This is a genomic window from Pseudomonas sp. GW822-FHT03F08, assembly GCF_058801265.1.
The window spans coordinates 252,319-277,396 of record NZ_JBXANC010000007.1 but is presented as its reverse complement, the minus strand read 5'-3'; the positions used below and the strand labels follow the sequence as shown (position 1 = coordinate 277,396).

Below are 25,078 nucleotides of genomic sequence, written 5' to 3'. Positions count from 1 at the left end.
CTTCACGGACGACTCATGAACCCCAGCCTCATCCTGCTCATCACCTGCTCCACCGTGTTCCTCGCCCAACTGGGCATGAGCATTTACCTGCCGGCGTTGCCACAGATCGCCGGGCACTTGCAGGTCGATGCAGCGCAAGTGGCCTGGGGCTTGTCGCTGTACCTGATCGGCATGGCGCTGCCGATGCTGCTCTGGGGCAGTCTGGCGCAGCGCATCGGCCGTAAACCGGTGCTGTTGGCGGCGCTGGGGATTTATGGGCTGGCGAATCTGGCGCTGCCGCTGGGCTCGACACTGGAGTCGTTCCTGCTGATGCGCCTGCTTCAGGGGATTGGCGCCAGCGGCATTTCGGTGATGGCGCGGGTGTTGATTCGAGACAGTTTCCGGGGTGATCTGCTGGCGAAAGCGCTGTCGTGGATTTCGATTTCGTTCGTTGTCGCGCTCGGGATCGGGCAATACGCCGGCTCGCTCATTCAGGTGACGCTGGGCTGGCAGGCGATCTTTTATCTGCTGGGTGCGGTCAGTCTGTTGATGGCGGCGATTGTCTCGCGCCTGAATTTTCCAGAACTTGTCGAAGCGCCTACAACCGCTTCGCCCTGGGCGGTCTATCGAATGATTCTGGTCCATCGAGCGTTTCTTCTGCCGGCGCTCGCGGGAGGTCTGGGTTATGGCGTGATCATCGCGTTCAACAGCGCCGCGCCGTTGATTCTGCAAGGCCCGTTCAATTGGTCGACGACCGAATACGGACTGTTGGGCTGGCCGATCAGCGCGGCGTATTTTCTGGGTGCGCTGGCGGTCAACCGATTCGTCCTGCGCACCGGTCAGCACTGGTTGATGGCATTGGGGGTGGGGTTGGTGCTGGCCGGCAGTGGGGTGATGCTGGCTGGCAGCCTGTTGGCCAGTTCGATGGCCTGGTTGCTTTGGCTGCCTTACTGCGTCGCCGTGTTCGGCCAGTCGCTGAACTACCCGATCAGCCTGTCACGGGCCAACGATGGAGCACCGATTGCCGGCGCCTACGCGATGGCCCTGAGCGGTTTCATCCACCAGTTGATGGCCGCACTGATCGGCGCTGTGGCCAGCCTGTTCGCCAGTCCACAAGCGTGGCCGCTGTCGCTGTTGTGTTGTGCTCTGGCGTTGGGCGCGGTGCTCTGCACGAGGTTCGCGCCCGGTCGCCAGCCCGCTTAAAACGCGCTGCGGAAAATCTCTTCGATCTGCCGTTGATCCGCCGCCCGCGGGTTGGTCAAACCACAGGCGTCTTTCAGGGCATTGGCGGCGAGCACCGGGATGTCGGTGCATTTGGCGCCGAGGTCACGCAAGCCACCGGGGATGTCGACGTCCTTGGCCAGGCAACGGATTGCGGCAATCGCGGCTTGCGCGCCCTCCTCCGGGCTGAAGCCGCGAATATCGGCACCCATAGCGTGGGCCACGTCAGTGAGGCGGTCGGCGCAGACCAACGCGTTGAACGTCTGCACATGCGGCAACAACACCGCGTTGCACACCCCGTGAGGCAAATCGTAGAAACCGCCCAACTGGTGCGCCATCGCATGCACGAAGCCAAGCGATGCATTGTTGAACGCCATGCCGGCGAGGAACTGCGCATACGCCATGTTTTCCCGTGCGGCGAGGTCGCTGCCGTCGCGAACCGCCAGGCGCAGGTTGTTGCTGATCAGGGTCATCGCCTTCAACGCGCAGGCATCGGTGATCGGGTTGGCGGCGGTGGACACATAGGCTTCGATCGCATGGGTCAACGCGTCCATGCCGGTGGCGGCGGTCAGGCTTTTCGGCATGGCGACCATCAGCGCCGGGTCGTTGACCGACAGCAGCGGCGTGACGTTACGGTCGACAATGGCCATTTTCACATGGCGGGTTTCATCGGTGATGATGCAGAAACGGGTCATCTCGCTGGCCGTGCCGGCGGTGGTGTTGATGGCGATCAGCGGCAATTGCGGCTTGGTCGATTGATCGACGCCTTCGTAGTCACGGATCTGCCCGCCGTTGGTCGCGCACAGGGCGATGCCCTTGGCGCAGTCGTGGGGCGAGCCGCCGCCGAGTGACACGACAAAATCGCAGCGGCTGTCCTTGAGCAGCGCCAGCCCGGCCTCGACATTGGCGATGCTCGGATTCGGCTTGGCGCCGTCGAAGATCACCGAATCGATGTCCTGCATCGCCAGTTTCTCGGCGATCATGGTTGCCACGCCAGCCTTGGCCAACCCGGCGTCGGTGACAATCAGCGCCTTGCGAAAACCGTAGTTGCGGATGGCATTCATGGCTTCGTCGAGGCAGCCGCTGCCCATGATGTTGACCGCGGGAATGAAAAAGGTGCTGCTCATGGTGCGTCTCCTGACAGGGGCCGAATCGACTCCTGCGATTCGGCGGATGCATACAGGATCGACCGATCGGTCACGGCGGATGTTGATCTGGCTCAATGCCCGCTCGTGATAAAGTCGCCGCCCATCTGCCCCTTAGTTTTGAGACGTGCCCTGCAATGACCGATTTTCTGGATGTCGACGCCACACTCGAAGACTGGAACGCGTTGCGCGCCACCACCGACTTCAGCGGTTTGCTGGTGGGCAACGGCGCCAGCCGCGCGGTGTGGGACGATTTCGGCTACGACTCGCTGTTCGAAAGCGCCCGCACGGTGGAAGAAAAACCCCTGAGCCCGTCGGAACTGAGCGTGTTCGACGCGATGCAGACGCGCAGTTTCGAGCAGGTGCTCGGCGCGCTGAAAACCACCAGCCGGGTCAACAAGGCACTGGCCGTCAGCTCGGCCGCGCCGCGCAACCGCTACTACGCGATCAAGGAAGCACTGATCAATGCCGTCCACGATTTGCACATTCCGTGGCGACTGGTCGACGCCTCGACCCTGAGCACTCTGAACCGCGAACTGGCGAGTTACCGCACGGTGTTCACCACCAATTACGACCTGCTCAACTACTGGGCCCTGCAACATCAGGGCGAGGCCATCGACGACCTGTTCAACGGTCCCGACGCGAGCTTTGACCTGTGCGAAAACCACACTGACAAACCGCGTCTGCTGTACCTGCACGGCGGCCTGCATCTGGTGCGTAATCTGAACGGCAGCGCCCGCAAAATGACTGCCACCGAGGGCACGCTGCTCGGCAGCTTTGCGATCAACAACACGATCAAGACGCTTGATGATGTGCCGCTGTTCGTCAACGAAGGGCCGAGCGCGGACAAACTCAAGACCATCCGCAGTTCCGATTACCTGTCGTTCTGCTACGACCAGCTACTCGCGCACGGCGACAGTCTGTGCATCTTCGGCCATGCCCTGGGCGAGCAGGACGATCACATCGTCCGCGCCCTGCGTCTGGCCAGACCGAAGACCGTGGCGATTTCGATCTATCCGCGCAGCGCGGCGTTCATCCAACACCAGAAGCGTCACTACGCAAAAGTGTTCGAAAGCACAGGCGCCGAGTTGCGGTTCTTTGATTCGAAGAGCCATGCGCTGGGGAATCCAAAGCTGTCGGTGCCAGTCGAGGACTGATCACTCCTCGCTGCTGTGCACCACCACCAGCAACTGCGCCTGCACCTCGCCCACTGAGCGGATGCGATGGGGTTTCTGCGCATTGAAGTGCAGCGCGTCGCCCCGCTCCAGCAGCACCCGTTCGTTCACGAAGTCCACTTCGACCCGGCCTTCGTGGACGAACAGGAACTCCTCGCCCAAGTGTTCCTTGAAGGTCTTGTCGGTGAACTCGCTCGGCGGGTAAATGATGAACGGCAGCAGACTGCGCTCGCTGACCTGATGGGCCAGCACCGCATAACCCGGGCTGTGATCGTTGGCCGCCAGCGACTGGCGCTCGTGGCTGCGCACCAGGCTGTAGCTGTCGAGGCTGACGTTGTCTTCGGAGAACAATTCCTCGACTTTCACGTTCAGCGCTTTCGCCAGTTTCAACGCGGCGGCAATCGACGGCGTGTTCAACCCGCGTTCGACTTTCGACAGGTAACTCTTGGTCATGCCGGATTTCTCGGCCAGTGCCTCAAGGGTTACGCCAAGTTTTTTTCTCAATAATTTCAAACGGATAGACATGCGAAGCGATTAATCCAGCAAAGGAAAGACGATTTGTCCTTGCCAATGACACAAAGTGTCATATAGCCTCTTAAGTGTCATCCACGGCAACCACCACAGGACACGGATATGGCGAAGACATTAGCACTACCCAAAGACGAACTGGTCAAGCAAGCGCTGACCCAGATGCAAAAAAGCCTGGCGGATAATACGTGGACGGACCGGCAAAAGCTGGCCCTGACCTGCCGGATCCTCTTCGAGAACGGCCACGACTCGGGCCTCGCCGGGCAGATTACTGCCCGTGGTCCGCAGCCGGGCACTTACTACACTCAGCAACTGGGGCTGGGCTTCGACGAAATCACCGCGAGCAATCTGCTGCTGGTCAACGAAGACCTGGAAGTGCTCGAAGGCCACGGCATGGCCAACCCGGCCAACCGTTTCCACAGCTGGGTGTACCGCGCACGACCGGACGTGAACTGCATCATCCACACCCACCCGACGCACATTGCCGCACTGTCGATGCTGGAAGTACCGTTGCAGATTTCCCACATGGACCTGTGCCCGCTGTACGACGATTGCGCGTTCCTTGAAGGCTGGCCGGGCGTGCCGGTGGGTAACGAAGAAGGCGAACTGATTGCCGGCGCGTTGGGCGATAAACGGGCGATCCTGCTTTCCCACCACGGGCAACTGTCCACCGGCACGACCATCGAGGAAGCCTGCGTCATCGCACAACTGATCGAGCGCGCCGCCAAACTGCAATTGCTGGCAATGGCTGCCGGGACGATCAAACCGATCATTCCCGAGCTGGGTCGCGAGGCCCATGACTGGGTGTCGAAACCCAAACGCCACGCCGCTGCATTCAACTACTACGCCCGGCAGAACCTGCGTCAGCACGCCGATTGCCTGAACTGAACAACTCATCCTTGCGGAGCACTCTCATGTCCAACATTCACGGCATCATCGGCTACACCATCACCCCGTTCGGCGCCAATGGCGAAGGTCTTGATCTGCCGGCCCTGGGTCGTTCGATCGATCGGCTGATCGACGGCGGCGTCCACGCCATCGCGCCGCTGGGCAGCACCGGCGAAGGCGCCTACCTGAGCGATGCGGAGTGGGACCAGGTCGCCGAATTCAGCATCAAGCACGTGGCCAAACGCGTGCCGACCGTGGTCAGCGTGTCCGACCTGACCACCGCCAAAGCCGTGCGTCGCGCACGTTTTGCCGAAGCCCACGGCGCCGACGTGGTGATGGTGCTGCCGGCGTCCTACTGGAAGCTGACCGAGGCGGAAATCCTCGCCCATTACCGCGCCATCGGCGACAGCATCGGCGTGCCGATCATGCTCTACAACAACCCGGCCACCAGCGGCACCGACATGTCGGTAGAGCTGATCCTGCGCATCGTCAACGGCGTGGAAAACGTGACCATGGTCAAGGAGAGCACCGGCGACATCCAGCGCATGCACAAGCTGCAACTGCTCGGCGAAGGCCAGGTGCCGTTCTACAACGGCTGCAATCCACTGGCGCTGGAAGCCTTTGCGGCCGGGGCCAAGGGCTGGTGCACGGCAGCACCGAACCTGATTCCGCAACTCAATCTGGATTTGTACGAGGCCACACTGGCGGGGGATCTGGGCAAGGCGCGGGAACTGTTCTACCGCCAGTTGCCGCTGCTGGATTTCATCCTCAAGGGCGGTTTGCCGGCGACGATCAAGGCCGGTCTGCGTGATACCGGGCTGGAAGTCGGCGATCCACGCTTGCCGGTGTTCCCGTTGAGCGAGGCCGGGCGCAACCAGTTGCAGGCCATTCTCAAAACCCTGCGCTGACCTTCAAGCACGACAAAAAACCTGTGGGATCGGCACGCTGCCGGTCCCACAGTTTTTTGTGCTGGAGGTGAACTCAGAGCACCGGCAACGTCTTGTCCTTGATCACTGTCGTAGGCCCGTTGGCCTTCACGGCGGCGATGCCTTTGGCGCACGCTGCCTCGGACGAATAGGATTCACTGCTGCCGATGATCTGGTGATTGGCCGCCTTGAGGTTGAAATACGGATGCCCGTCCTTCGTCGATTTCTTCTCGTAGCGCTCGTCCAGCGGGCTGTTGACCTGCACCGAGGCGATGCCGTTGTCGGCGGCGCTGCGGGTGGTGTACAGCTCGCTGGTCAGAATCGTTTCGGCGTTTGCCGCTTTCAGCACGAACCTGAACTGGCCGTTGCTGCTTTTACTCAACTCGTACCATCCGGACATGTCGCTGCTCCTGTCGATTGAATCCCCGCAAGTAAAGACCGTTTCGACGGTTTAGCCACTCCGCACTGACAGGCGCGAATGTGAACATGACAAATGACAATCATTCTCATATCATCCGCGACTTTCTGCACCCCCCGCTTCGTCGAGAAGGATAGTCATGCCCCGCCTCACGCCCGATCCTCTGTCGGCCGATTCGTTTCGCCGGTTTTACGGGGACATCCTGCATTACCTGCGCAAACGCACGGACAATCCCAGTGACGCGGCGGACATGACCCAGGACGTGTTCACCCAATGGCTCGACTATCGCGACCGGGCCAAGGTCGAGCAACCGCGGGCCTTTCTGTTTCAAATGGCGCGCAACCTGCTGCGTGACCACTGGCGCCGCCAAAAGGTGCGGCACATCGTGCAGCCCACTCAAGACAACGATGCCGAACCACTGGCCGATGAGCATCACGATCCGATGGCGGCCGCGCAGCGCCAGCAACGGCTGGAGCAACTCAAAGCCGTGCTGGGCGAACTCTCGCCACGTCGGCGCGAGGCGCTTGTGCTGCACCGCTTCGAAGGCCTGAGTCAGGCGCAGATTGCCGAGCGCATGGGGATTTCGCTGAGCATGGTGGAAAAACACATCGCCTTCGCACTGCTGCATTGCAAGCAACGCCTGGATCACGACAACGGCATGGAGCAGCCAGAATGAACCGTTCTCACGACTTCACCGAGGAACTGCCCGACGACAGCATCGACGCTCAAGCCGCGGCCTGGTTTACCCGCAATCGTCAGGATCAGCAGCCCGCAGAGCGCCAGGCATTCGAACAATGGCTGCGCGAGCCGGCGCACGCCAGCGCCTATCGTTCATTTGAAGTGTTGTGGGCCGAGCTTGGTAAATTGCAGCAACTGAACCGGCCAACGCCGCTGCCGGTAAATCGCTCAAAAAACCGCTGGCGACCCGCGCTGGCGATGGCCGCCGCGCTGATCGTTGCGGTACTGGCTACGCCTCTGGGCACGTCACATGAGGTCTATCAGCAGCAGATTGCTGCCCACGGCAAAGGCCTGCGCACTTTCGAATTACCCGACGGCAGCACCTTGTCGGTGAACGCCAACACGCAACTGCGTGTCGACTTCGACAGCCACCAGCGCCGGCTCACGCTTGATCGCGGACAGTTCTACATCGACGTTGCGCCGGACAAGGAACGGCCGCTGTGGGTGCAGACCGGCGACGCCACGATCCGCGTGGTCGGCACCGGCTTTGACGTGCGGCGCAGCGAGCGACAACTGGTGGTCAGCGTCGCCCACGGCCAGGTCGCGTTCACACCGGACAGCCGCGCACCGCTGCTGCTCGGCGCACAGCAGCAAGTCGCGGTCGACCTGGCCAGCGGCGCCTTGCAGCAACACAGTCTTGCAGCCAGCCAGGTCGCCGACTGGCGCACCGGGCATCTGTCCTTTCGCAACCGTGAGCTGGCCAGTCTGGTGGATGAGTTGAACCTCTATCGCCCGCGTCCGGTGTTGCTGGCCAACGCAAAACTGGGGCAGATCAAGGTCTCCGGCAACCTCGACGTTGAGGACCCGGATGCCCTGATCAACGCCCTGCCAGCCCTGGTTCCGGTGAAAACCGTCGCGCTGGCCGATGGCAGTATCCGCCTCGAAAACCGCTGACAAAACCTTACATGAGAATATTTTGCATTCGCATGTGAGGTTTTTTTTACCTGCCGCGTCTTCCTCCGGTCTGCGCTTCGTACGCAGGCCTTTCTGGCCTTTTCGCCGCCCTGGGGGATTCCATGTTTCGCGTGTTTTCGCCGTACCCGCTCACTTGCCTTCGACCGACCCTGCTCGCCACTTGCCTGGCGTTCAGCGTACAAGCCCATGCCGCTGACCTGAGCCTGCATTTGCCGGCGCAACCCTTGGCAACGTCGCTGAGTCAGGTCGCCCAACAGGCGAAGATCCAGTTGCTGTTCGATGAGGCGCAACTGCGCAACCTCAAGGCCCCGGCCCTCGACGGTGAATACAGCGCGGAAGCGGCGATTCGCACGTTGCTCGACAACAGCCAGTTCGGTCTGATCAAGGTCAACCAGACCTACGTCGTGCGCCCGGAAGAGCCGGTCACCAGCAGCGGTGACGGCATCCAGCTCGACGCCCTGAGCGTGATCGGCAGCGGTACCGAAGTCGACTCCAGCACCGTCGGCCGCTCGACCCTGACCCAGGCCGACATCGACCGCCACCAGCCGAACAACATTCCCAGCCTGCTGGCGACCCTGCCTGGCGTGAGCATGGGCGGTTCGATGAAACCGGGCGGCCAGACCATCAACATCTGGGGCCTGGGCGATGCCGAGGACGTGCCGTTGACCGTCGACGGCGCCACCAAAAGCGGTTTCGAGCGCTACCAGCAAGGCACGATTTTCATCGAGCCGGAGCTGATCAAACGCATTGAAGTGGAAAAAGGCCCGCACTCGATGCTCACCGGCAACGGCGGTTTCGGTGGCACCGTGCACATGGAAACCAAAGACGCCCCGGACCTATTGCAGGAAGGTCGCAACAGCGGTGCGATGGTCAAGTACGGTTACGCCAGCAACGACCATCAGCAAACCTACACCGGTGCCGTGTTCGGTCGCACCGATGACGGTCGCGCCGATGCGCTGGTGTACCTGACCAAACGCGATGGCGGTGACATGAAGCTGGCCGGCACCCCGCCCGATCCGGACAATCAGTACCCGATCAACCCTCGGCGCCTGCCCAACAGCGCGCTGGATCTGGACGGCCAACTGCTCAAGTTCAACCTGCACCTGAACGACGAGCACAGCGTCGGCCTGTCGTATTCGCGCTCGCAAAGCGAGCGCTGGGCGCCGTTTTCGTCGGCCAGTTATCCGACCCCGCCGACCCGCGCCAACATCAAGCAATACGGCTACGAAAACGCCCTCAAGCGTTTCCTCGCCAACCGCGAGACCACCGACACCACGTGGTCGGCCAAGTATCAGTACCAGCCGCTGGACAATCGCCTGATCGATTTCAAGCTGAGCTATTCCGAGTCCAACACCGATCAGACCGACGAGCGCGATGCCACGGCGTTCTTCCAGACGTCCACCGGCGGACGCAAGATGGACACCGCCTACAAGGACCGCATCGTCGAGGCGAGCAACATCAGCCTGTTCGAAACCGGCGTGCTGTCTCACGCGGTCACCGGCGGTGTGCAAATCCGCAAGCACAGCCGCGACACCGAAATGTGGATGCCGGGCAAGACCTACGAAGTGCCGAAGTACAACTACGGCTACTTCCAGCCGAGTTTCATGCCCCAGGGCAAGGTCGACACCAACAGCGTTTATCTGCAAGACGCGATCACACTGGGCGATTTCACCCTGACCCCGTCCGTGCGCTACGACCATGTGCGCAATCGCGGCGAAGCCAACGACGCGCCTTACTACGACAACCCGGACCCGAGCTTCGGCCACGACTACAGCGACCGCACTTACACCGGCTGGTCGCCGCGCCTGTCGGCGTTCTGGCGGATGACCCCGGACGTCGGCTTCTTCGTCGACTACAGCAAGACCTGGCGCGCGCCGGTCATCGACGAGCAGTACGAAGTGCAGGGTCTGGGCAGCCGCACCGCCACCAGTGTCGACCTCGACCCGGAACGCATCACCGGTTGGCGTGCCGGTAATATCAGCCACTTCGCCAACGTGTTCACCGACCACGACAACGTGCAGGTCCGCACCACGCTGTTCCGCAACAAGATCGACGACGAGATCTTCAAGGCCACCGGCATCGGCTGCGAGAACCAGGCCATCAAGGGCGGCAGCATCGCCTCGGACTGCAAGGGTTCCGGCCCCATGGGCAACTACCGCAACATCGGCGGGCTGACCATCAAGGGCTTTGAAGTCGAAAGCTTCTATGACTCGACGTACCTGTTCGGTTCGCTGTCCTACTCGTGGATGACCGGCAAGCACGAAGGTGCCTACACCAATCCATGGGGACCGGACGTCTGGGTGCGGGACGTTCCACCGAGCAAATGGATTGCCGTGCTCGGCGTGAAGATTCCTAGCTGGGATGCCCAGGTTGGCTGGCAAGGAGAGTTCGTGCGCCAGACCGATCGCCTGCCGAGCGACAAGTACGGTTCGAGCAAAAACACCCTGGGTGACGTGTTCTACGACCAGTACGCCAACGACCGCTACAACGTGCAGGGTCTGTTCGCCAAATGGAAACCGCAGCAGCCGTACCTCAAGGGCACCGAGGTCAACCTCACCGTCGACAACCTGTTCAACGAAGATTACCGCCCGGCGCTGAGCGGTGATCGGGCCTACAGTCAGGGACGCAATGCCAAGGTCAGCGTGACGCGGTTCTTCTGATCCGTCCGGGCTTGCCCATCGCGAACACGCTCGCGATGGGCCTCTCGTTCACAGGGTGATTTTGGTTCCGAGCAACCCGAGAAAACCGGCCAGCCAGTTCGGATGTGCTGGCCAGGCCGGGGCGGTGGCCAGATTGCCCTGGACGTGGCCCTCGGTCACCGGAATATCGATGTAGGTGCCACCGGCCAGCCGCACTTCCGGGGCACAGGCCGGATAGGCGCTGCACTCGCGGCCTTCGAGAATCCCCGCCGCCGCCAGCAGTTGCGCGCCATGGCAGACAGCAGCAATCGGCTTGCCGGCCTTGTCGAAGGCTCGCACCAGTTCCAGGACTTTTTCGTTCAGCCGCAGGTATTCCGGCGCACGACCACCGGGCACCAGCAACGCGTCGTAGTCTTTGGCATCGACCTTGGCGAAATCGAAGTTCAGGGCAAACTGGTGACCGGGTTTCTCGCTGTAGGTCTGGTCGCCTTCGAAGTCATGGATCGCGGTGCGCACGGTCTTGCCGGCGGCCTTGTCCGGGCACACGGCGTGCACGGTGTGACCGACCATTTGCAGGGCCTGGAACGGCACCATCACTTCGTAGTCTTCGACGTAATCGCCGACCAGCATCAGAATCTTTTTCGCGGCCATGGACAGGACTCCTCTGGTAAATGCACAGGAGTATTCAAAGTAGTCCAAGGACCGCGATGGCGTCCGCAAACTGTATGGATAACTCTGCGTCTGACTGTAACAGCACGATGCGCAAGGTTTGTGGCTAGATGAAGCCACCTCCCTGCCACCTTCTAATCGGGTTGCCCTCATGTCTTCGCGCGAAAACACCGGCATGGCCCTCGGCCTGCTCGGCGTGGTGATTTTCAGCCTCACCCTGCCCTTCACCCGTATCGTGGTGCAGGAACTTCACCCACTGCTCAACGGCCTCGGCCGTGCGTTGTTCGCGGCGATTCCGGCGGCGTTACTGTTGTTGTGGCGACGGGAAAAGTGGCCGACCTGGCAACAGGTCAAAGGCCTGAGCCTGGTGATCGCCGGGGTGATTCTCGGATTCCCGGTGCTGTCGGCGTGGGCCATGCAGACCTTGCCGGCGTCCCACGGAGCGCTGGTCAACGGTTTGCAGCCGCTGTGCGTGGCGCTGTACGCGGCATGGCTGTCCCATGAACGACCGTCGAAAGCCTTCTGGGCCTGCGCCGCGTTGGGCAGTGCGCTGGTGCTGGGTTATGCGTTGTACACCGGCGCCGGCAGCATTCAGGCCGGGGATTTGCTGATGCTCGGCGCGATTGCAGTGGGCGGTCTGGGTTATGCCGAGGGCGGACGCCTGGCCCGGGAAATGGGTGGCTGGCAGGTGATCTGCTGGGCGCTGGTGCTGTCGACGCCGTTGCTGATCGGCCCGGTGCTGTATCTGGCGATCCAGCATCAGGGCGCGGTCTCGACGAAAACCTGGTGGGCTTTCGGTTACGTCGCGCTGTTTTCGCAGTTCCTGGGGTTCTTCGCCTGGTACGCCGGGTTGGCCATGGGCGGCATTGCCCGGGTCAGTCAGATCCAGTTGTTGCAGATCTTCTTCACCATCGCGTTTTCCGCGCTGTTCTTCGGCGAACACGTGGAGCCGATCACTTGGCTGTTCGCCTGCGGGGTGATCGCGACAGTGATGCTCGGACGCAAGACGGCGGTGCGCCCGGCTCAACCGGGCACGTTACCGGCCGGAGTTCAGCTCAAGCCTTGAGCGGCAGCAGGCCATCGGCGAGCAGCAGGGTTTCCAGGCAGTGCTCGCTGATGTGGTAGAACGCCTTGAGCTCCTGAATCTTCACCAGCAACTGGGCCGGGTCCACCGGCTCGGCGCGCTTCACGGCGAGGATCATCTTGTTCTTGTTGGTGTGGTCCAGCGAGATGAACTCGAACACCTTGGTCTCGTAACCACAGGCTTCGAGGAACAGCGCACGCAGACTGTCGGTGACCATTTCCGCCTGCTGGCCCAGGTGCAGGCCGTATTGCAGCATCGGCTTGAGCAGCGCCGGACTCTGGATCTGCAAGCGGATCTGTTTGTGGCAGCACGGCGAGCACATGATGATGCCCGCGCCCGAGCGGATGCCGGTGTGGATCGCATAGTCGGTGGCGATGTCGCAGGCATGCAGGGCGATCATCACTTCCAGCTCGCTCGGCGCCACGCTGCGCACATCGCCGCACTTGAACACCAGCCCTGGGTGTTCCAGCTTCGCGGCGGCGGTGTTGCACAGATTGACCATCTCTTCGCGCAATTCAACGCCGGTGACTTCGCCCTCGGCCTTCAAGGTGTTGCGCAGATAGTCATGGATGGCGAACGTCAGGTAACCCTTGCCCGAACCGAAATCCGCCACCCGCACCGGTTTGTCCAGGGCCAGCGGCGACGAGGTCAGCGCATGGCTGAAAACTTCGATGAACTTGTTGATCTGCTTCCACTTGCGCGACATCGCCGGGATCAGCTCGTGTTGCGCGTTGGTCACGCCCAGATCCTTGAGGAACGGTCGGTTCAGATCAAGGAAGCGGTTCTTCTCACGGTTATGCTCGGCGGACGGCACTTCACGCAATTGCTGGGGTTTGCTCATGAACAGCGAGCTTTTGCCCTTTTTGCTGTATTCGAGCTGGGCTTCGTCGGTCAACGTGAGCAAATGCGCATTTTTGAACGCCGCCGGCAGCAGCTCGGCGATCGTCGCTACTGCTTCGTCCAACGGCAGGTTCTTGGTGATGTCGCGGGTCTTGTAGCGATAAACGAACGACAGGCACGGCTGCGCCTTGACCGTCACCGGTTTGATGATGATCCGCTGCAGGTCCGCTTCTTCGCCGACGTACTTGGCCAGCACCAGTTTGATGAAGCCGTTCTGTTCGAGGCTGGCTTGCAGCAGCTCGATGAACTGGGCGTGGTGATCGGGCGCCGGTTTGGCAGATGGGGCGGTAACGGACATGAGAAAAAGCGGCCTCGGACGGGCAAATCGGGAATGGCCGCTAGTTTAGGGGGGATGGCGTTCGAGGGCACGGCTAATTTCCCGAACGGCTTATCCCAGCACCACCAGACGATTGGGCAACTCATTGCGCACCTGCGTCACCGGCACATGCACCTTGAGCAACTCGCCGCACGCGTCAATGCAGGTGACAAATCCCTGCAACGTCTGGCCCTGCCGCACCTGCTCGGTAAACGCCGCGACAATCGAATCCCAGCTCTTGTTATCCAGTTTTCTGGAAATCCCTTCATCCACCAGAATCTCCACGTACCGCTCGGCCTCGCAGACAAAAATCAGCATGCCGGTGCTGCCCACCGTGTGATGCAGGTTCTGTTCGAGAAACTGCCGACGCGCCAGGTTCGAGGCGCGCCAGTGGCGGACGTGGCGCGGAATCAGATGGGTGGTGACCTTGGGCAGACGAAACACCAGGCACAGCACGACAAAACTGACCCACTGCACCAGCAGCAGACTGTGCATCGTCAGCCAGCCGGTCAGGTAATGCACGATGCCCGGCACCACCAGCGCCAGCAGGCTGGCCCACAGCAGCGGGATGTACGCGTAGTCGTCGGCGCGTGCCGCGAGCACCGTCACCAGTTCGGCGTCGGTGTCGCGTTCGACCCGGGCGATGGCCTCGGCGACCTTGCGTTGTTCGTGTTCAGTCAGTAATGCCATGTCGTGAAGTGCCTGCTCATTATTGTTATCACCAGCCGCCGGAAGACCCGCCCCCGCCGAAACTGCCACCGCCGCCGCTGAAGCCCCCGCCTCCACCGCCGCCGCCAAAACCACCGCCACCAAAGCCGCCCCCTCCTCCGGAGCCGCCCCGGCCGGCGGGAAGGATACCGAGCATCTGGCAGATAAAAACAGTCAGGATGAACAACATCACCAGAAATACGAACAACGCCGGGTGCCGCGAGACGAAATCGTCCGACGGATCGCCGGCCGATTCATACACCGTGGAAGGTTCGTCCAGTGGATTGCCGCCCAGCACCACCAGCATCGCCGCCACACCGTCGCTGATGCCCTTGCTGAAATTGCCGGCCTTGAACGACGGCGTGATCACCTGATGAATGATCACCGAACTCTGGGCATCGGTCAGGCGATCCTCCAGCCCGTAGCCGACTTCGATGCGCAATTTGCGCTCGTCCCGGGCGACGATCAACAGTGCGCCGTTGTTTTTGTCTTTCTGGCCGATGCCCCAATGCCGGCCCAGTTCAACGCCGTAGTCCTCGATGGTAGTGCCTTGCAGGTTCGGCAACGTCACGACCACCAACTGCTCGCCAGTCGCCTGTTCGTGGGCCTGCAACTGCTGGTTCAGTTGCGCGCGCACCGAGGGCTCGATCATCTGCGCGTCGTCCACCACCCGCCCGGTCAGCGCCGGAAAGGTCAACTCGGCCCGGGCGCTGACGGCGAACAGCCACAGCATCAGCACCAGGCCCATCTTCAACACACGCATGGGCATCCCCGGCTCAGAACTTCACTTCCGGGGCCTTGTCCGCGCCGGGGCTGGTGGCTTCGAAGGTCTCGCGGATCGGCAGATCGCTGTACATCACGCTGTGCCACAGGCGACCGGGAAAGGTGCGGATCTCGGTGTTGTATTTCTGCACCGCCAGAATGAAATCCCGGCGGGCCACGGCGATGCGGTTTTCCGTGCCCTCAAGTTGCGATTGCAGGGCGAGGAAGTTCTGGTTGGCCTTCAGGTCCGGATAACGTTCGGACACCACCATCAATCGGCTCAAGGCACCGGTCAGTTGATCCTGGGCCTGCTGGAACTGCTTGAGCTTTTCCGGGTTGTCGAGAGTGCTGGCATCGACCTGGATCGACGTCGCCTTGGCCCGGGCTTCGACCACCGCCGTCAGGGTTTCCTCCTCGTGCTTGGCATAACCCTTCACGGTTTCCACCAGGTTGGGGATCAGGTCGGCGCGGCGTTGATACTGGTTCTGCACCTGGCCCCAGGCCGCCTTGGCCTGTTCGTCGAGGGTGGGAATGTTGTTGATGCCGCAGGCGGTCAACAGCGTGGCCAGCACCAGCAAGGTGGCGACCTGCAAACGCGAGCGGTAGACAGGACTGACATTCATCGGACGGGTGCTCCCTTGCACATTTCATGAATAATGACTCGCGAAACATTCTCAGCCGGCGGTTGGGGCATAATCGCCCGCGCCACTGGATTGCGGCGGGCCGATGGGCTAAAAAGAGGCCCTGCGCGATCACGTCGTCGAAACTGACGATGTACATTCGGCTGTCGTTTTCTGAATCAGCACCCGAACAACAATAGTCGCTCCCTAAATTTTGGCTGGCCGGCATTGCAACGCCGTTTAGGCCCTTGAGAAAACTATTCATGAAGAAGCTGTGTTTGCTGGGCCTGTTCGTCAGCCTGGCCAGTCATCAAGTACTGGCCGCCACGACCCCGGTACCCCTGGAAAACAAGGATGCGTTCATCAGTAACCTGATGAAACAAATGACCCTCGACGAGAAGATCGGCCAGTTGCGCCTGATCAGCATCGGCCCGGAGATGCCTCGCGAACTGATCCGCAAAGAGATCGCCGCCGGCAACATCGGTGGCACGTTCAACTCGATCACCCGCCCGGAAAACCGTCCGATGCAGGACGCTGCCATGCGCAGCCGCCTGAAGATCCCGATGTTTTTCGCGTACGACGTGATCCACGGTCACCGTACGATTTTCCCGATTCCATTGGCCCTCGCATCGAGCTGGGACATGGACGCCATCGGCCAGTCCGGGCGCGTGGCCGCCAAAGAGGCCGCAGCCGACAGCCTCGACATCACCTTCGCGCCGATGGTCGATATTTCCCGCGACCCGCGCTGGGGCCGCAGCTCCGAAGGTTTCGGTGAAGACACCTACCTGACCTCGCGCATCGCCAAAGTCATGGTCAAGGCCTATCAGGGCGACACGCCGAGCGCGGCCGACAGCATCATGGCCAGCGTCAAGCACTTCGCCCTGTACGGCGCGGTCGAGGGTGGTCGCGACTACAACACCGTCGACATGAGCCCGGTGAAGATGTACCAGGACTATCTGCCACCGTACCGCGCCGCGATTGATGCCGGCGCCGGTGGCGTGATGGTCGCGCTGAACTCGATCAACGGTATCCCGGCCACCGCCAACACCTGGCTGATGAACGACCTGTTGCGCAAGGAATGGGGCTTCAAGGGCCTGGCGGTCAGCGACCACGGCGCGATCTTCGAGCTGATCAAGCACGGCGTGGCAGCCGACGGTCGTGCAGCGGCGAAGCTGGCGATCAAGGCCGGCATCGACATGAGCATGAACGACACCCTGTACGGCAAAGAACTGCCGGGGCTGCTCAAGTCCGGCGAGATCGAACAGAAAGACATCGACAACGCCGTGCGCGAAGTGCTCGGGGCCAAGTACGACATGGGCCTGTTCAAGGACCCGTACCTGCGCATTGGCAAAGCCGAGGATGATCCGGCCGACACCTACGCCGACAGCCGCCTGCACCGCGCCGACGCCCGTGACGTCGCCCGTCGCAGCCTGGTGCTGCTGAAAAACCAGAACGAAACCCTGCCGCTGAAGAAATCCGCGAAAGTCGCGCTGGTCGGTCCGCTGGCCAAGGCCCCGATCGACATGATGGGTAGCTGGGCCGCTGCTGGCCGTCCGGCGCAATCGGTCACCCTGTTCGACGGCATGAGCAGCGTGATCGGCGACAAGTCGAACCTGATCTACGCCCGTGGTGCCAACATCACCAGCGACAAGAAGGTCCTCGACTACCTGAACTTCCTCAACTTCGATGCGCCGGAAGTGGTCGATGACCCGCGCCCGGCCAACGTGCTGATCGACGAAGCGGTCAAAGCCGCCAAGGACGCTGACGTGGTGGTCGCAGCCGTGGGCGAGTCCCGTGGCATGTCCCACGAATCGTCGAGCCGTACCGACCTGAACATCCCGGAAAACCAGCGTGAGCTGATCCGCGCCCTGAAAGCCACCGGCAAGCCGTTGGTGCTGGTGCTGATGAACGGCCGTCCGCTGACGATCCTTCAGGAAAAGGAACAGGCTGACGCGATTCTGGAAACCTGGTTCAGCGGCACCGAGGGCGGCAACGCCATCGCCGACGTGCTGTTCGGCGACTACAACCCGTCGGGCAAACTGCCGGTGACCTTCCCGCGCTCCGTGGGTCAGATCCCGACCTACTACAACCACCTGAGCATTGGCCGGCCGTTCACGCCGGGCAAACCGGGCAACTACACCTCGCAGTATTTCGATGACACCACCGGGCCCCTGTTCCCGTTCGGTTACGGCCTGAGCTACACCGATTTCAGCCTGAGCGACATGGCGCTGTCGTCGACCACCCTGAACACCACCGGTAAGCTCGACGCCAGTGTCACGGTGAAAAACACCGGCAAGCGTGACGGCGAAACCGTGGTGCAACTGTACATCCAGGACGTCACCGGTTCGATGATCCGTCCGGTCAAGGAGCTGAAGAACTTCCAGAAGATCATGCTCAAGGCCGGCGAGCAGAAAGTCGTGCACTTCACCATCACCGAAGATGACCTGAAGTTCTACAACGCCCAGCTCAAGTACGCGGCAGAGCCTGGCAAGTTCAACGTGCAGATCGGCCTGGATTCCCAGGACGTGACGCAGCAGAGCTTTGAATTGCTGTAACTGTTAAAGCTACACATAAAACTGAGGGAGCTGGCTGCCAGCTCCCTCATTGTTTTTGCGGTGTTGAATCAGCCCCGGCGATCGAGCAGATTGACCACCACCCGATCCACCCATCCCCAGATCCGCTGCTTCACCCGCCGCCACAACGGCCGGCGCTGCCATTCCTCCAGACTCACCTGCTGACTCAGGCCGAAGTCCTTCTCGAAACTCGCCACCACCGCTGCCGTCAGTGACGGATCCAGCGCCTCCAGATTCGCCTCAAGGTTGAAGCGCAAATTCCAGTGGTCGAAGTTGCATGAGCCGATGCTCACCCAATCGTCCACCAGCACCATTTTAAGGTGCAGGAAACACGGCTGATATTCGAAGATCTTCACCCCGGCCTTGAGCAGACGCGGGTAGTAGCGATGCCCGGCGTAACGCACCGACGGGTGATCGGTACGCGGCCCGGTCAGCAGCAGGCGCACGTCGAGGCCACGGGCGGCGGCCTTGCGCAGGGAGCGGCGGATTTTCCAGGTCGGCAGGAAGTACGGCGTGGCCAGCCAGATGCGCTTCTGGCCGCTGTTCAGTGCGCGGAACAGCGATTGCAGAATGTCGCGATGCTGGCGGGCGTCGGCGTAGGCCACACGGCCCATGCCCTCGCCGGTGTCGGGTACGCGCGGCAATCGCGGCAGGCCGAAATTCGCGTGAGGCTTCCAGGCCCGGCGATGGCGGTTGGCGATCCATTGGCGGTCGAACAGCAATTGCCAGTCGAGCACCAAGGGGCCCGTGATCTGCACCATCACTTCGTGCCATTCGCTGGTGTCGTGGCCCGGGGTCCAGAATTCGTCGGTCACTCCGGTGCCGCCGACCACCGCCAGACGCTGATCGACCAGCAACAGCTTGCGGTGATCGCGATAGAAATTGCCGACCCAGCGCCGCCAGTTCAGGCGATTGTAGAAACGCAGCTCGACACCGGCGAGCGTCAGGCGCTGACGCAAGGTCAGGGTGAAGGCGAGGCTGCCGTAATCATCGAACAGGCAACGCACCCGCACGCCCCGCTCGGCTGCCAGCACCAGCGCCTGAACCACGGTTTCGGCACAGGCGCCGGCCTCTACCAGATACAGCTCCAGTTCGATCTGCTCCCGTGCGCGGGCGATTTCCTCAAGCATGCGCGGGAAGAATTGCGGGCCGTCGATCAACAGTTCGAAGCGGTTGCCGTCACGCCACGGGAACACTGCGCCGCGCATGTCAGCGCGCCGTGAAGATCAGCACCGCACCCACCGGCACCGACAGACTGATGGCCGACAGGCCGGACATTTTGCGCAAGCTTTCCAGCCCTGGCAGCAGATCGAAATCCTCGGCGCTGATCACCAGCGGCTCCAGCGTCACCACTTGAAAGCGTCGGTCATCAAGGCGCGTGGCGAGCAGTTCAGCGGGGTATTCGTGCTGTTTGCCGTGCAGGTTGACGGTCAGTGGCAGGCGCAACTCAAGTTGCGCGCCGGGGGCCAGATCGTTGATCGGGCGCAGGTCGATTTGCGTGGTGATGGTCGCCTCGGGAAATTGCTCGATCTGGAACAGTTCCTTGCGCATGCGTTCGTCGCGCAACGGGATGCCGCTGTTGATCGAGTCCAGCTCGACCTCGACTTCGGCGCGGCCATCGGGATCGACCTTGCCGTGCAGCACCAGAAAGCGCTGCACTTCGGACACGTTGGCGTTTTTCGTGCTGACGAACGACAGCCGCGACGACTCGCCGTCCAGATACCAGTTGGCCTGGGCCGGCAGCGCAGCGGCGCCCAGCAGCAGGCCGGCGAAGGCGTTGCACAGAGAACGGTTGAACATTGAAGACTCGTGGGGCCGATAAACCTGCACGAACCTTAACTGGCCGTGGCGCTATTGCAAACTGTCAGTCTGTGCAAAGGCTCAGACCAACGCCTGCTGCACCTGGCCAATAGTCGCCGCGAGGCTGTTGAGGTGCAGGCTCAGCACCCGCTCCACCGGCGCCTGATCCATCGGCCAATGCAGCGCCATGCTGCCGACCAGTTGCCCCTGCGCACGAATCGGCAACGCCACTGCGCGAATCAGGAACGGCAGGCGCACCGGGTATTCCCAATAACCTTCGGTGCGCTGACCGAAACCCTGATGCAGGGCTTGCTCGGTGGCCTGGAACACACCGTCATCCGCCAACTGTTCGCGCTCGGCCAGGCGCCGCACGTCCTGGCTGTCGAGCTCTCCCAGACAGGCCCGGCCCATCGCCGAATGAAACAGGCTCGCGTGATGACCGACGATCTGACAGTTGTTCGGATAGCGTTTGCGCAGCACTTGCGGGATCGCGCTTTCCATCACTTCAACCCGCTCGCCGTCGAAGCACGACAGATCCGCCACCAGCCCGGTGCGCTCGCTGAGTTCGAGCAGCATCGGCGCGGCGCTTTCCACCAGATGGCGCTTGAAGCGTTGCTGACGATCACCGAACAGCCGCTTGGCGCACAACCGGTAGCGACGGTCGCTGAGGCCGCGATAGATCCAGCCCTGCTCCTGCAAGGTGGCGAGCATCCGCGACACCGTGGCTTTGGGCAGGGTGGTCAGGTAGTGCAACTCTTCGAGTCCCAACGCCTGATGCTCGCCGAGCAACTCGACGATGGCCAGCGCCCGTTCGACCGAGCGCACGCTGCCGGTGTCTGCCTTGCTGCCCATGTGTTCGACCTCCGTGGATGCGGGTGAAAGATCACTTCGTGCAGCAAGATGCGGGCCGCTCAGGCCGATTGCAGGCATGCCGGCGGTCGCCGCTCGACCCAGCGCGTCAGTTGCTCATGAGCATAGGCCAGTTGCAGCACCGCCCGATCCGCCTGGGCCGGGCCGATGATTTGCAGGCCCATCGGCAACCCGGCCGGGTTGAAACCCACCGGCACGCTGATGCTCGGCAACCCCGCCAGTGTCGGGCCGATCACCACTTCCATCCAGCGATGATAGGTGTCCATGGTCTGCCCGCCGACGACTCGCGGCCACGGTTGCTGTGCATCAAAAGGGAACACCTGGGCGGTGGGCAGCAGCAGGAAATCGTAACGCTCGAATAGCTCGCTCACCGCGCGATACCAATCGCTGCGCGCGACCGATGCCTGATAGACCTCGGCAGCGGTCAGACGCAAACCACCCTCGATTTCCCACTGTGCTTCGGGTTTGAGCAGCGCCCGTTTTTGCGGGTCGGCATAGGCCGCGCCGAGGCTGCCCTGCACCAGGAAATGCCGGTGCGTGAGCCAGGTCTGCCACAAGCGCTCCATGGAAAATTCCGGCTGACAGGCTTCGACGTGGCAACCCAATGCACTGAAATCCGCCAGCGCCGATTCGCACAGGCTCAACACGCCATCGTCCATCGGCAGATAGCCGTTGTAATCGCCGAGCCAGCCGAGGCGCAGGCCGCTGCAGTCCTGTTGCAGATCCAGCCCGAAATCCCGAGGCTCATCGGCCAGCGACAGCGGTACGCGCGGATCGTAACCGGCCTGGGTCGAGAGCAATCGCGCGACGTCGGTGACCGTGCGCCCCATCGGCCCTTCGGTGGCCAGTTGCTGGACGAACACTTCCGGCGCCGGCCCATGGGGCACGCGGCCCTGGGACGGGCGGAAACCGAACACGTTGTTGAACGCTGCCGGGTTGCGCAGCGAGCCCATCATGTCGCTGCCATCGGCCACCGGCAGCAGGCGCAGGGCCAGTGCCACCGCCGCCCCGCCGCTGCTGCCGCCGGCAATCAGGCCCGGATCGTAGGCGTTGGTGGTGGTGCCGAACACGCTGTTGTAGGTCTGCGAACCGAGGCCGAACTCCGGGACGTTGCTCTTGCCGATGATGATCGCCCCGCAATCGCGCACCCGCGCCACGCTGATCGCGTCGTGCTGCGGCACTTGCTCGGCAAACAACGGCGACCCCAGGGTGGTGCGCAACCCGGCGGTGGCCGCCAGGTCCTTGATCGCCTGGGGCATGCCGTGCATCCAGCCCCGGGACTCGCCGTGATCCAGTTGCCGGTCACATTCATCGGCTTCGCGCAACAGCACGTCCTGCGGACGCAGCGAGACCAGCGCGTTGACCGCCGGATTGAAGCGTTCGATGTGCGTCAGGTAGGCCTGCATCACTTCGCGGCACGACACCTTGCGGGCATGGATCGCCCGGGACAGCGCATCGGCATCAAGGGCGACAATCGGATCAATGGCTAACGGACTCACGGTTTCACTCCCAGGTTGAGCGCAACGGGTTTCTTTGCACGCGGGGCCTCTTGCAAACAGTAAGTACCGAGCAGGGTCAGCAGGCAAGCGAACAACACATAGAACGACGGCGCCACCGGGGTGTTCAGAACTTTGCTTAGCCAGGTGACGATCAGCGGCGCGAAACCACCGAACACCATCACCGCCACGTTGTAGGCCACCGACACGCCAGTGGAGCGCACTTCAATCGGGAACTGCTCGGCCAGCGCTGTCGGGGCCGGGCCGAAGAACCCGCCAATCGCCGTGCACAGCAACAGTTGCATCACCAGCAAGCGTTCGATCGAAGGCGCCGCCGCGACCCACACATAGAGCGGATAGACCATGACGAAAAACGCCAGGGTGAACGCCATCAGCACCGGCCGCCGACCGAGGCGATCGGACAGGGCACCGGACAGCGGAATCACCACGGTCATCAGCCCCACCGCAAGCATCTGCACCAGCAGCACCTGATCCAGCGGCAGGCCGAGGTTTTTGTGGGCGAAAGTCGGCATGTTCACCAGCACCACGTAGAACGACACCGTCGCACCGCAGGCCAGGCCCATCGATACCAGCAGGCTGCGGCGATGTTCGCGCAGCACCTGCCAAAGGCCGGGCGCGGCGCCTTTGGCTTTTTTGCGCGCTTCGAGAAACTCTTCCGGTTCTTCCATGTGTTTGCGAATCCACAAGCCCACCGGGCCGATCAACAGACCGAGCACGAATGGAATCCGCCAGCCCCAACTGTCCAGCGCTTCGGGGGAAAACAGGTGCGTGACCAGCGCCACCATCGCCGCACCACTGAACACCGCCAGGCATTGCCCGACCAGTTGCCACGAGCCATACAAACCCTTGCGATGGGCCGGCGCGCTCTCCACCAGAAACGCCGTGGCGCTGGCGTATTCACCGCCCGTGGCAAAGCCCTGAAGCATCCGCGCCACCACAATCAGCAACGGCGCACCCATGCCGATGGCGGCGTAATTCGGCGCGAACGCGATCAGGGCGATGGACACGGTCATCAGGCGGATGATCATCTGCATCGCAGCCTTGCGCCCTTTGCGGTCGGAATAGATGCCCAGCAGGATGCCGCCCACCGGGCGCATGAAAAAGCCGACGCCGAAAGTCGCCAGCGCCATCAGCAGCGAGGCGTAGTCGTCGTCGGACGGGAAAAACTGCCGGGCGATGATGCTCGCCAGAAAGCCGTAAACGATGAAGTCGTACCATTCCAGGGCGTTGCCGATGACGGCGGCGACCACTTGCCGGGTGCGCGAAACGCCTGCGTTCGAAATCTGCATGGGGATTCTCCAGAAGCTGTGGGTAGACCACGCAGGCACGTGCACACCTGCGTTCCAGCGGCAGCAAAAAATGAAGAAATCAGGCCGGCTTGAGCCAGCTCTCGGTGAGCGCGCCCCAATACGCCGCGCCGGTCAGCAGGATGTCGTCGTTAAAGTCGTAGGCCGGGTTATGCACCATCGGCCGCGCCACGCCGTTGCCGATGAACAGGTAGGCGCCGGGGCAGCGCTGGAGCATCCAGGCGAAGTCCTCGCTGCCCATCAATTTTGGTGTGTTGCCATCCACGGCATCGGCGCCGACCAGTTCGACGCCGACCTGACGGGCGAACTCGGTTTCGGCGGCGTGGTTGACCAGCACCGGGTAGGCAGGACGGTGTTCGAGGGTCGAGGTGCAGCCGAAGCTTTCGGCCTGGGCTTCGATGATCGAGCGCACGCGGTCCAGTGTCTGAACGCGGACTTCGGCGTTCAGCGCACGCAGACTCAGGCGCAGGATCGCCTGTTGCGGAATCACGTTTGCCGCTTCGCCGGCCTGCAACGCGCCAACGGTCACCACCGCCGCCTGCTGTGCATCGATGTTGCGCGCGACCACGGTTTGCAAAGCCATCACCACACTGGCCGCCGCCACCAGCGGATCCACCGCCAGATGCGGCATCGATCCGTGGCCGCCGACGCCTTCGATGGTCACCGTGAGCAGATCCTGCGAAGCCATCATCGGCCCTTCGCGAAAGCCCAGGTGCCCTGCCGGCAGGCCCGGCATGTTGTGCATGCCGAACAGCGCATCGCATGGGAAGCGTTCGAGCAGGCCATCGGCGAGCATCGCTTCGGCCCCGCCCTGCCCCTCTTCGGCGGGCTGGAAAATCAGCGTCAGGGTGCCGTCGAACTGACGGGTCGCCGCCAGATAACGCGCCGCACCGAGCAGCATCGCGGTGTGCCCGTCATGCCCGCAGGCGTGCATGCAGCCCTGATGACGACTGCTGTAGGCGACACCGGTATTCTCGATGATCGGCAGCGCATCCATGTCGGCCCGCAGCCCGAGTTTGCGTGTGCTGCTGCCGTTGCGCAGCACGCCGACCACGCCAGTCTTGCCGACGCCAGTGTGGACTTCATAGCCCCACTCTTGGAGCGAGCGGGCGACCAGCGCCGAGGTGCGGCTTTCCTCGAAACCGAGTTCTGGGTGGGCGTGAATGTCCTGGCGGGTGGCGTGCAGGTCGCCAGCCACGTCGTTGAGCCAGGCCAGAATGTGCTGATGTCGGGGCATGACGGTTCTCCTCGCGCGGGTGTTTCCCGGTCTTGTTGTTCGGTGTTGTTTCACGACACATGAACGGCAGGTCGTGCTCACCGCCAGATAACCGCGAGACACGCGAGAGGACAATCGAATGTGGTTCCACAGGGTGGAACCGG

23 protein-coding genes are annotated in these 25,078 nt (G+C 62.3%); 9 read left to right on the top strand and 14 right to left on the bottom strand.

Annotation, left to right across the window (positions count from 1 at the left end):
• Window positions 1-15 precede the first annotated feature (15 nt).
• Window positions 16-1,182 (top strand): MFS transporter, encoded by a 1,167-nt coding sequence (locus tag AC1RME_RS19545; protein ID WP_493091636.1) that lies wholly within the window; start codon window positions 16-18, stop codon window positions 1,180-1,182.
• Here AC1RME_RS19545 and yiaY read toward each other — a convergent pair.
• Complete coding sequence (gene yiaY, locus AC1RME_RS19540; RefSeq protein WP_096819447.1) at window positions 1,179-2,327, bottom strand: L-threonine dehydrogenase; 1,149 nt, start codon at window positions 2,325-2,327, stop codon at window positions 1,179-1,181. The genes AC1RME_RS19545 and yiaY overlap by 4 nt on opposite strands.
• 155 nt (window positions 2,328-2,482) lie before the next feature.
• Between yiaY and AC1RME_RS19535 the strand changes: the two genes are divergently transcribed.
• Window positions 2,483-3,502 carry a DUF4917 family protein gene (locus AC1RME_RS19535; protein ID WP_096819448.1) on the top strand — a complete coding sequence of 340 codons (1,020 nt, stop codon included), beginning with the start codon at window positions 2,483-2,485 and terminating at the stop codon, window positions 3,500-3,502.
• Here the strand turns inward: AC1RME_RS19535 and AC1RME_RS19530 are convergent, their stop codons facing one another.
• Complete coding sequence (locus tag AC1RME_RS19530) at window positions 3,503-4,045, bottom strand: helix-turn-helix domain-containing protein (RefSeq protein ID WP_085747256.1); 543 nt, start codon at window positions 4,043-4,045, stop codon at window positions 3,503-3,505.
• A 108-nt stretch (window positions 4,046-4,153) separates the two neighbouring features.
• On the opposite strand from AC1RME_RS19530, the gene AC1RME_RS19525 reads away from it, so the two are divergent.
• Window positions 4,154-4,936 carry an aldolase gene (locus tag AC1RME_RS19525; RefSeq protein ID WP_007957912.1) on the top strand — a complete coding sequence of 261 codons (783 nt, stop codon included), beginning with the start codon at window positions 4,154-4,156 and terminating at the stop codon, window positions 4,934-4,936.
• 26 nt (window positions 4,937-4,962) lie between these two features.
• Window positions 4,963-5,844 (top strand): dihydrodipicolinate synthase family protein, encoded by an 882-nt coding sequence (locus tag AC1RME_RS19520; protein ID WP_096819449.1) that lies wholly within the window; start codon window positions 4,963-4,965, stop codon window positions 5,842-5,844.
• A 73-nt stretch (window positions 5,845-5,917) separates the two neighbouring features.
• Here AC1RME_RS19520 and AC1RME_RS19515 read toward each other — a convergent pair whose 3' ends face one another.
• A complete protein-coding gene (locus tag AC1RME_RS19515) occupies window positions 5,918-6,262 on the bottom strand; it encodes a YegP family protein (RefSeq protein ID WP_096819450.1) in 345 nt (114 codons plus the stop codon).
• Window positions 6,263-6,419: 157 nt separating this feature from the next.
• Between AC1RME_RS19515 and AC1RME_RS19510 the strand changes: the two genes are divergently transcribed.
• The 3 genes from AC1RME_RS19510 (at window position 6,420) to AC1RME_RS19500 (ending at window position 10,593) form a co-directional block, all read left to right on the top strand.
• Window positions 6,420-6,956, top strand: coding sequence for an RNA polymerase sigma factor (locus tag AC1RME_RS19510; protein ID WP_096819451.1), 537 nt, complete (start codon window positions 6,420-6,422; stop codon window positions 6,954-6,956).
• A complete protein-coding gene (locus AC1RME_RS19505; protein WP_096819452.1) occupies window positions 6,953-7,912 on the top strand; it encodes a FecR family protein in 960 nt (319 codons plus the stop codon). The genes AC1RME_RS19510 and AC1RME_RS19505 overlap by 4 nt, the downstream gene beginning before the upstream one ends.
• A gap of 122 nt (window positions 7,913-8,034) precedes the next feature.
• Window positions 8,035-10,593 (top strand): TonB-dependent receptor, encoded by a 2,559-nt coding sequence (locus tag AC1RME_RS19500; protein ID WP_096819453.1) that lies wholly within the window; start codon window positions 8,035-8,037, stop codon window positions 10,591-10,593.
• A 48-nt stretch (window positions 10,594-10,641) separates the two neighbouring features.
• On the opposite strand, the gene AC1RME_RS19495 is transcribed toward AC1RME_RS19500, so the two are convergent.
• Window positions 10,642-11,223, bottom strand: coding sequence for a DJ-1/PfpI family protein (locus AC1RME_RS19495; protein WP_096819454.1), 582 nt, complete (start codon window positions 11,221-11,223; stop codon window positions 10,642-10,644).
• Window positions 11,224-11,392: 169 nt separating this feature from the next.
• Here AC1RME_RS19495 and AC1RME_RS19490 point away from each other — a divergent pair, with 169 nt between their 5' ends.
• Window positions 11,393-12,307, top strand: a complete 915-nt coding sequence (locus tag AC1RME_RS19490) for a DMT family transporter (RefSeq protein ID WP_096819455.1) — start codon at window positions 11,393-11,395, stop codon at window positions 12,305-12,307.
• On the opposite strand, the gene AC1RME_RS19485 is transcribed toward AC1RME_RS19490, so the two are convergent.
• From AC1RME_RS19485 to AC1RME_RS19470, 4 genes are all read right to left on the bottom strand, one after another.
• Window positions 12,297-13,523, bottom strand: a complete 1,227-nt coding sequence (locus tag AC1RME_RS19485) for a class I SAM-dependent methyltransferase (RefSeq protein WP_096819456.1) — start codon at window positions 13,521-13,523, stop codon at window positions 12,297-12,299. The two genes, AC1RME_RS19490 and AC1RME_RS19485, sit on opposite strands and share 11 nt — an antisense overlap.
• Window positions 13,524-13,613: 90 nt before the next feature.
• Window positions 13,614-14,231: a TPM domain-containing protein gene (locus tag AC1RME_RS19480; RefSeq protein WP_096819457.1), complete on the bottom strand. Its 618-nt coding sequence runs from the start codon at window positions 14,229-14,231 to the stop codon at window positions 13,614-13,616.
• A 28-nt stretch (window positions 14,232-14,259) separates the two neighbouring features.
• Window positions 14,260-15,012 carry a TPM domain-containing protein gene (locus tag AC1RME_RS19475; RefSeq protein ID WP_096819458.1) on the bottom strand — a complete coding sequence of 251 codons (753 nt, stop codon included), beginning with the start codon at window positions 15,010-15,012 and terminating at the stop codon, window positions 14,260-14,262.
• A gap of 13 nt (window positions 15,013-15,025) precedes the next feature.
• On the bottom strand, window positions 15,026-15,634 hold the full coding sequence (locus AC1RME_RS19470; protein ID WP_096819459.1) for a LemA family protein: 609 nt from the start codon (window positions 15,632-15,634) through the stop codon (window positions 15,026-15,028).
• Window positions 15,635-15,894: 260 nt separating this feature from the next.
• On the opposite strand from AC1RME_RS19470, the gene bglX reads away from it, so the two are divergent.
• Complete coding sequence (gene bglX, locus AC1RME_RS19465) at window positions 15,895-18,186, top strand: beta-glucosidase BglX (RefSeq protein WP_096819460.1); 2,292 nt, start codon at window positions 15,895-15,897, stop codon at window positions 18,184-18,186.
• Window positions 18,187-18,254: 68 nt separating this feature from the next.
• Here the strand turns inward: bglX and AC1RME_RS19460 are convergent, their stop codons facing one another.
• From AC1RME_RS19460 to AC1RME_RS19435, 6 genes are all read right to left on the bottom strand, one after another.
• A complete protein-coding gene (locus AC1RME_RS19460) occupies window positions 18,255-19,412 on the bottom strand; it encodes a phospholipase D-like domain-containing protein (RefSeq protein WP_096819461.1) in 1,158 nt (385 codons plus the stop codon).
• Window position 19,413: 1 nt separating this feature from the next.
• On the bottom strand, window positions 19,414-20,004 hold the full coding sequence (locus tag AC1RME_RS19455) for a YceI family protein (RefSeq protein WP_096819462.1): 591 nt from the start codon (window positions 20,002-20,004) through the stop codon (window positions 19,414-19,416).
• 81 nt (window positions 20,005-20,085) lie between these two features.
• Window positions 20,086-20,856: an IclR family transcriptional regulator gene (locus AC1RME_RS19450; RefSeq protein WP_096819463.1), complete on the bottom strand. Its 771-nt coding sequence runs from the start codon at window positions 20,854-20,856 to the stop codon at window positions 20,086-20,088.
• A gap of 59 nt (window positions 20,857-20,915) precedes the next feature.
• Window positions 20,916-22,373 carry an amidase gene (locus AC1RME_RS19445; protein WP_493091635.1) on the bottom strand — a complete coding sequence of 486 codons (1,458 nt, stop codon included), beginning with the start codon at window positions 22,371-22,373 and terminating at the stop codon, window positions 20,916-20,918.
• Entirely contained in the window at window positions 22,370-23,680 is a 1,311-nt protein-coding gene (locus AC1RME_RS19440; RefSeq protein ID WP_096819465.1) for a citrate-proton symporter, read from the bottom strand. The genes AC1RME_RS19445 and AC1RME_RS19440 overlap by 4 nt, the downstream gene beginning before the upstream one ends.
• A gap of 79 nt (window positions 23,681-23,759) precedes the next feature.
• Complete coding sequence (locus tag AC1RME_RS19435; protein ID WP_493071806.1) at window positions 23,760-24,935, bottom strand: M20 aminoacylase family protein; 1,176 nt, start codon at window positions 24,933-24,935, stop codon at window positions 23,760-23,762.
• Window positions 24,936-25,078 lie beyond the last annotated feature (143 nt).